Source organism: Candidatus Enterococcus murrayae (assembly GCF_017315985.1).
Taxonomy (GTDB): Bacteria; Bacillota; Bacilli; order Lactobacillales; family Enterococcaceae; genus Enterococcus_A; species Enterococcus_A murrayae.
The window spans coordinates 41082-47356 of record NZ_JAFLVR010000063.1; the positions used below are offsets into that span (position 1 = coordinate 41082).

Annotated in this window: 6 protein-coding genes; all 6 read right to left on the reverse strand. The window is 40.0% G+C overall.

Translation table 11 applies throughout. The features are described 5' to 3' along the window. Window positions 1–27: 27 nt before the first annotated feature. Entirely contained in the window at window positions 28–2109 is a 2082-nt protein-coding gene (locus JZO85_RS19865) for a cation:proton antiporter (protein WP_207110253.1), read from the reverse strand. A 4-nt stretch (window positions 2110–2113) separates the two neighbouring features. Next, window positions 2114–2404 (reverse strand): hypothetical protein, encoded by a 291-nt coding sequence (locus tag JZO85_RS19870; RefSeq protein WP_010746074.1) that lies wholly within the window; start codon window positions 2402–2404, stop codon window positions 2114–2116. 122 nt (window positions 2405–2526) lie between these two features. Beyond that, the gene (gene rbfA / locus JZO85_RS19875; RefSeq protein ID WP_207110254.1) at window positions 2527–2874 is read right to left on the reverse strand and encodes a 30S ribosome-binding factor RbfA; all 348 of its coding nucleotides are present in this window, start codon (window positions 2872–2874) and stop codon (window positions 2527–2529) included. 76 nt (window positions 2875–2950) lie between these two features. Beyond that, window positions 2951–5644 carry a translation initiation factor IF-2 gene (gene infB / locus JZO85_RS19880; protein WP_207110255.1) on the reverse strand — a complete coding sequence of 898 codons (2694 nt, stop codon included), beginning with the start codon at window positions 5642–5644 and terminating at the stop codon, window positions 2951–2953. A 12-nt stretch (window positions 5645–5656) separates the two neighbouring features. After that, window positions 5657–5959: a L7Ae/L30e/S12e/Gadd45 family ribosomal protein gene (locus JZO85_RS19885; RefSeq protein WP_207110256.1), complete on the reverse strand. Its 303-nt coding sequence runs from the start codon at window positions 5957–5959 to the stop codon at window positions 5657–5659. Further along, the gene (gene rnpM, locus JZO85_RS19890) at window positions 5952–6248 is read right to left on the reverse strand and encodes an RNase P modulator RnpM (protein ID WP_207110257.1); all 297 of its coding nucleotides are present in this window, start codon (window positions 6246–6248) and stop codon (window positions 5952–5954) included. The genes JZO85_RS19885 and rnpM overlap by 8 nt, the downstream gene beginning before the upstream one ends. Window positions 6249–6275 lie beyond the last annotated feature (27 nt).

A 6275-nucleotide genomic window follows, 5' to 3' on the forward strand; every position in this document is an offset into this window, starting at 1 on the left:
AAAAACCGCCAATTGTAAATGGCGATTTTAGTAATTCTTTTCTTTCGCTTTTTTCTTTTGACGTTGCCGACTAATCACAAAGGAAATACTTGGATCTGATGGCTGTCGCATTGCATACGATTCTAATTGATTCACTTGATGGCGATAATTATTGGCCGCGAAGTTAGAAACTTCTTCATTCACTTCATACTTATCTATGATTTTTCTTTCCAAATAAAATCCACGAATCAATTCTTTGGCATAGATTGGATCTTGCTGAATCAAATACGTTCCAAATAGCCCGTGTCCACTAACCTGGTGCATCAAATTTTTTCGTTCATCAATAAAGAAATCAATCAAATCTTCATCATAAACATCACGCAGATTTTCCAAACTATCTAGTATCGCTTCACTGTTACGAATAAATATCTTTCTAAGTGACGAAATATCTTCATTGTCTACAGTCTCTTTGCGCTTCTGCCGGCGTTGCCAAAACATTTTTGGATGCATAATAACACGGATAATACGGCGAACAAAAATCAACCAAAAACTAAGTAACGACAACATTTGTTTCGTCACGGATTCAGATACATTTGAAATAAAACGCGAATACAAACGATAAGCACCTGAGTCAATTTGATGACGTCTAAAGCTTTCATCTAATCCATCACGTTCAACCGAGATTATTAATGCTTGAATTTCTTGAAATTCCTGTTGTGCACTTTCTGGCATAGAATTATTGAAGATCAGCTGGACACGCCCTTGATAATTCGCAATAACAGCAAGCAGCGCAAACCGCTCTTTTTCGCTAAGTTTTTTATTATCCAAATCTTCATAAAGCTCACTAATTACTTCACGCAGAATCAACATTAGCTTCGGATCAGTTGGTGGAACAACCTCTCCTTCAGATAGTATCGGCAAGAGGATCATCCCGATAATCAGTGTCAAAAAGGTTACACAGGCTGTGATAAACAGCAACAGGGATCGTTCAGGAAACTCCAGTCCGTTAATCGTTGTTGGTAAGATAAAAATGGTTGCAATACTGACGGTTCCTTTAACACCGCCGAAGGTCAACAATAGTCGATCTCTCAGCTGCTCATGACTTCGCTTCCATCCTTGGGTAACAATGTAAAAACCACTGACAAACATAAAACGTAAAACAAATAAAAGAGCCGTGAGTAATAATACAATGCCTAATAGATGAGTATTAGAATAATTTCGACTATTCCAAACAGGTGAAAAGACTTGAGATAGCTCAATTCCTAAAAAGATGAACACCAATGCATTCAGCATAAAGCTAATCGTGCTCCAAGAGCTTTCAGTTACATTGGAAAGCTGTGCTTCAAACAAATTCACTCGACGAAAGCCAGTAGCTTGTAAAACACCAGTTACCACCGCTGCAATAATCCCTGAAGCATGAAACAATTCAGCAATAAAATACGCCACAAACGGCAATATCAGCTCGATCAGCAAATAAGCAGATACATCTTGGGCAGAAATTCGTTCAATAATCTTTATGATCTCATTTTTGATCCATATAATTACTAGACCAACCAATACGCCTACAATACTTGATTCCAATAAGGAAATTGAGGCATCCGCGGCAGAAAATTGTCCTGTCAATAGAGCAGCTACAGCAAACTGGAAGGCCGTGACACCAGTTGCATCATTGATGAGTCCTTCACCTTCTAAGACGTGCATCACTGATTCAGGAATATTTAACCGTTTTGCCAATGAACTGACTGCTACAGCATCCGTTGGCCCTAAAGAAGCACCAAACGCTAAACAAGCTGCAATTGGAATCGCTGGTAAAATACTATGCAAAACAAAACCCAGGCCAAATAGCGTAAAAATCACACCACCAAAGGCTAGAAGCAAGATTAAACCAAAATGCTTCAGAATCGATGGTATATCTGCGGTCTCACCCTCACGAAATAATAAGGGCGCAATAATCATTACAAGAAATACTTCTGGCTCAAAATGGATCGAACTTCCAACTTCAGTAAAACCAAGAACAATTCCGAGAATGATTTGGATCATAAATATTGGAAATGATGGGAAAACTTTTGCTAAAACATTCGATAAGGTAATGGCAATGGCTAAAATGATAATAATCTCAATTAAGCCCATTCACTCACCTCTTGGAACAATTCTCTTTTGCTTTAAATAATAATTTTAAGAACTCTCTTTTTTTACTGATAATCCGATCTTCCAATTCAGATAGTTCTTTTGATTCACCATCTAACGAAAGCTGGGCACGCTTTGTTTCCATGCGCAGCAAATCATGTTTCATTCGTTCTAATTTACGAGAAGTTAAGACATTGATTCTCTTTATTTTTTGTTTAACGGCTTTACGCTCTTCTGGGCTCAAGTTCTCAAACTCTTTATGGAGAGCCTTCATCCGTTCCTCAAATTCCGTAGTCATTTTAGACTTTGCCTCCTTGAAAAATATCCAGCAAAAGGATTAATTACAAACTGCATACACTTTAACAGGATTTGTCCAATAATGCAAAAAAGAACCCGAAAAAAAATCAGGTTCTAACAAATTTATTCTTTATTTAAGTCCCGGATCATTTGATCAATCTTAGAACCATATTCAACTGATTCATCTAATTCAAAAAACAATTCCGGAGTTTTGTAGATTGATAAGGCCTGTCCTAACTCACGACGAACTAAGCCACTTGCCTTGTTCAATCCTTCTTGTGCTTTTTCTTTTTCTGAAGCTTTATCAGATAATAAGCTGTAATAAATCGTCGCTTGCTGCAAGTCGCCTGTAACATGAACATCAGTGATGTTTACGTCCTGTACCCGCGGATCACGAACTTTTCTTCGCAAGATGTCATTGACTTCTTTTAAAATCTCTTGAGCGAGACGACGATCGCGATAATTTGGCATAACGACTGCCTCCTTGTTCATATCATTCATTTGTTAGTCCCGCTACGCACTATATAAGTCATAGCGGAACCAACAATTATTTTTGTTTGATTTCTTGCATAATGAAGCCTTCGATTACATCGTCAACTTTGATATCATTAAAGTTTTCGATCATTGCTCCACATTCGTAGCCCATTTTAACTTCTTTTACATCATCTTTAAAGCGTTTCAAGCTGGCAAGCTTTCCTTCAAGAATAACGATGCCATCACGAATGATCCGTACTCCGCTATCACGTTGGATAGAGCCTTCATTAACATAACATCCAGCGATTGTACCAACTTTAGAAACTTTATATGTTTCACGTACAGTCATTTGACCTGTGATTTTTTCTTCGTACTCAGGATCAAGCATACCTTTCATTGCTGTTTCGATTTCTTCGATAGCTTTATAAATAATACGATGTAAACGAATATCAACTTCTTCGTTTGCAGCCTGTTGTTTTGCTTGTGGTGTAGGTCGAACATTAAAGCCAATAATGATCGCATTACTTGCTGCGGCTAGAGTAACATCACTTTCATTGATAGCACCTACAGCTGAATGGACGATCTTCACACGAACGCCTTCAACATCGATTTTTTTCAATGATGCAGCTAATGCTTCAGCAGAACCTTGCACGTCTGCCTTGATAATGACATTAACTTCCTTTAATTCGCCCTCTTTAAGAGATTCAAATAAGTTGTCTAATGTTACACGGGCACTGGCACTACGATGCTCAAGCACTGCGCGTTTCGCGCGCTCTTCACCAGCAGCACGAGCGGTCTTTTCGTCTTCGAATGTCGCAAAACGATCACCCGCTTGAGGTACATCATTTAATCCTGTGATTTCTACTGGAGTTGCTGGACCAGCTGTTTTATCACGACGACCAATATCATTCGTCATTACACGAACACGACCATATGTGTTCCCAACAACAATTGGGTCTCCTACATTCATTGTTCCTTGTTGAACTAGCAATGTAGCAACTGGACCTTTCCCTTTGTCTAAACGAGCTTCGATTACAGTACCAATCGCGCGTTGAGTCGGATCTGCTTTCAAATCCTCCACTTCAGCTACCAATAGAATCATTTCTAATAATTCATCAATATTTTGATTGAATTTGGCTGAAATCTCTACAAAGATTGTGTCTCCGCCCCATGCTTCAGGGATTAATTCATATTCACTTAACTCTTGCATTACATGTTGCGGGTTAGCACCTGGTTTGTCGATTTTATTAACCGCTACGATAATTGGTACTTTCGCCGCTTTCGCATGATTGATTGCTTCAATTGTTTGAGGCATTACACCATCATCAGCCGCTACGACTAAGATTGTGATATCCGTGATACTTGCGCCACGCGCACGCATACTTGTGAAAGCCGCATGTCCGGGTGTATCTAAGAACGTAATTGGCTTGCCATCAATATCAATTTGATATGCACCAATATGCTGTGTAATTCCGCCTGCTTCACCACTCGTCACACGCGAATGACGCAAGGTGTCTAATAAAGTTGTTTTACCATGGTCTACGTGACCCATGATCGTTACTACTGGAGGACGAGACACCAACTTTTCTTCGTTTACGTCTTCGCCATCGAAGAACCGATCAATATCAGCAATGTCAATTGTAACTTTCTCTTGCGGTTCAATACCATAATCAGTTGCCAATAGCTCAATCGTATCTTTATCTAATGGTTGGTTTTGATTGACCATAACCCCCATCATAAACAGCTTTTTGATGATTTCAGCTGGTTCACGATAGATTTTCTTTGCAATATCTGCCACATTCATGCCTTCTGTATATTCCAAAATTTCTGGCAACTCACGGAACTTACGTGGTGGCACTGCTGGTTTATTGCTCTGTTGTTGCTTCCCTTTTTTACCTTTTTTGTTAAAACGATTTTTATTGCGATTTTGGTTACCACCGTAACTATTGTTGCGGTTTTGATTACCATAATTATTTTTATTGCGACTTTGGTTACCACTTTGATTTGTTGAGCCGCTTTGGTTCGAGCGTTGCGCATTGTTCGTACCGCTTTGTGCTGGACGCTGTGCGCTATTTGCAGCACCTTGTGCCGGGCGTTGACCCTGGTTTTGGCGTTGCGTATTATTTGTTCCGCCTTGTGCTGGGCGTTGACCCTGGTTCTGGCGTTGCGCATTATTTGCAGCACCTTGTGCCGGGCGTTGACCCTGATTTTGGCGTTGTGTATTATTTGCTCCGCCTTGTGCTGGGCGTTGTCCCTGGTTCTGGCGTTGTGCATTATTTGCAGCACCTTGTGCCGGGCGTTGTCCTTGATTTTGGCGCTGTGCATTATTTGCTCCGCCTTGTGCCGGGCGTTGACCCTGGTTTTGGCGTTGCGCATTATTTGCTCCGCCTTGTGCTGGGCGTTGTGTATTACTAGTATTTCCTTGTGTTGGACGTTGTCCTTGATTTGAACGGTTTGCGTTCGCTGAGTTGTTCTGTCTATTGTTTTGTGTCAAGTCTTTATTTCCTTTTCTATTCTGGAAATTTGGGTTGTTCTTCGAGCTCTTTCCATGGAATTTTGGTTTTTCGTGCTGGTTAGCTGATGGTTTTGCTTGAGTATTCATTTGCGGCTTGCTAGAAAAAGCTTGTTTCAATTTTGATTCATCGTCTCCTGATAATGAACCCATATGATTTTTTACATCAATCCCTAAAGCATGTGCTTTCTCTACAACATCCTTACTCGATTGATTCACTTCTTTGGCAAATTCGTACACTCGTTTATTTCCCATGCAATCACCTTCCTAACCTTTTATTAACGTCATAATTTTGTTGGCGAAGCCTTGGTCTAATACCCCGATAACTTTCCGAGGTTTGCCAATTGCGCCTAAAATCTCTCCTTGAGTAAATTCGATAAAATATGTCGTCTGATAGTACTTACTTTTATCTGATACTTTTTTCTGTGTATTTTCACTCGCATCAGTAGTAACAATTACAAGTTTCACTTTATTCCTGCGAATCTCGTTAATCGTCATTTCTTCCCCTGTGATCAGTTTGCCTGCACGCATTGCAAGGCCCAACATGTTCAAGGCCTTCTGTTTATTCATTGCCAAAGAGCTCTTTTCTGGCTTTTTGGTGCTTCACATAATCAAGTAGTTCTTGATAAAAATCATCCGTTAATTCAATGTCCAACGTACGGTCTAAAATACGTTTTTTCCACGCTTCTTCAACTTCCGCCGGCTCCAACGCAACATATGCACCGCGTCCTGGCTTCTTTCCTGAAGGGTCAATTGAAACTTCGCCTTCTTTTGATTTAGCAATGCGAATTAACTCTTTTTTAGGGAACATTTCACCGGAAACAACCGATTTGCGCAAAGGAACTTTTCTCTTTTTCATTTGCAGTCCTCCTCGTAAAATATTATT

What these genes read in the sequence shown, in the direction of transcription:
- JZO85_RS19870 (WP_010746074.1), bottom strand. Translation starts at nt 2,404, where the DNA reads ATGACTACGGAATTTGAGGAACGGATGAAGGCTCTCCATAAAGAGTTT.
- rnpM (WP_207110257.1), bottom strand. Translation starts at nt 6,248, where the DNA reads ATGAAAAAGAGAAAAGTTCCTTTGCGCAAATCGGTTGTTTCCGGTGAA.
- JZO85_RS19865 (WP_207110253.1), bottom strand. Translation starts at nt 2,109, where the DNA reads ATGGGCTTAATTGAGATTATTATCATTTTAGCCATTGCCATTACCTTA.
- rbfA (WP_207110254.1), bottom strand. Translation starts at nt 2,874, where the DNA reads ATGCCAAATTATCGCGATCGTCGTCTCGCTCAAGAGATTTTAAAAGAA.
- JZO85_RS19885 (WP_207110256.1), bottom strand. Translation starts at nt 5,959, where the DNA reads ATGAATAAACAGAAGGCCTTGAACATGTTGGGCCTTGCAATGCGTGCA.
- infB (WP_207110255.1), bottom strand. Translation starts at nt 5,644, where the DNA reads ATGGGAAATAAACGAGTGTACGAATTTGCCAAAGAAGTGAATCAATCG.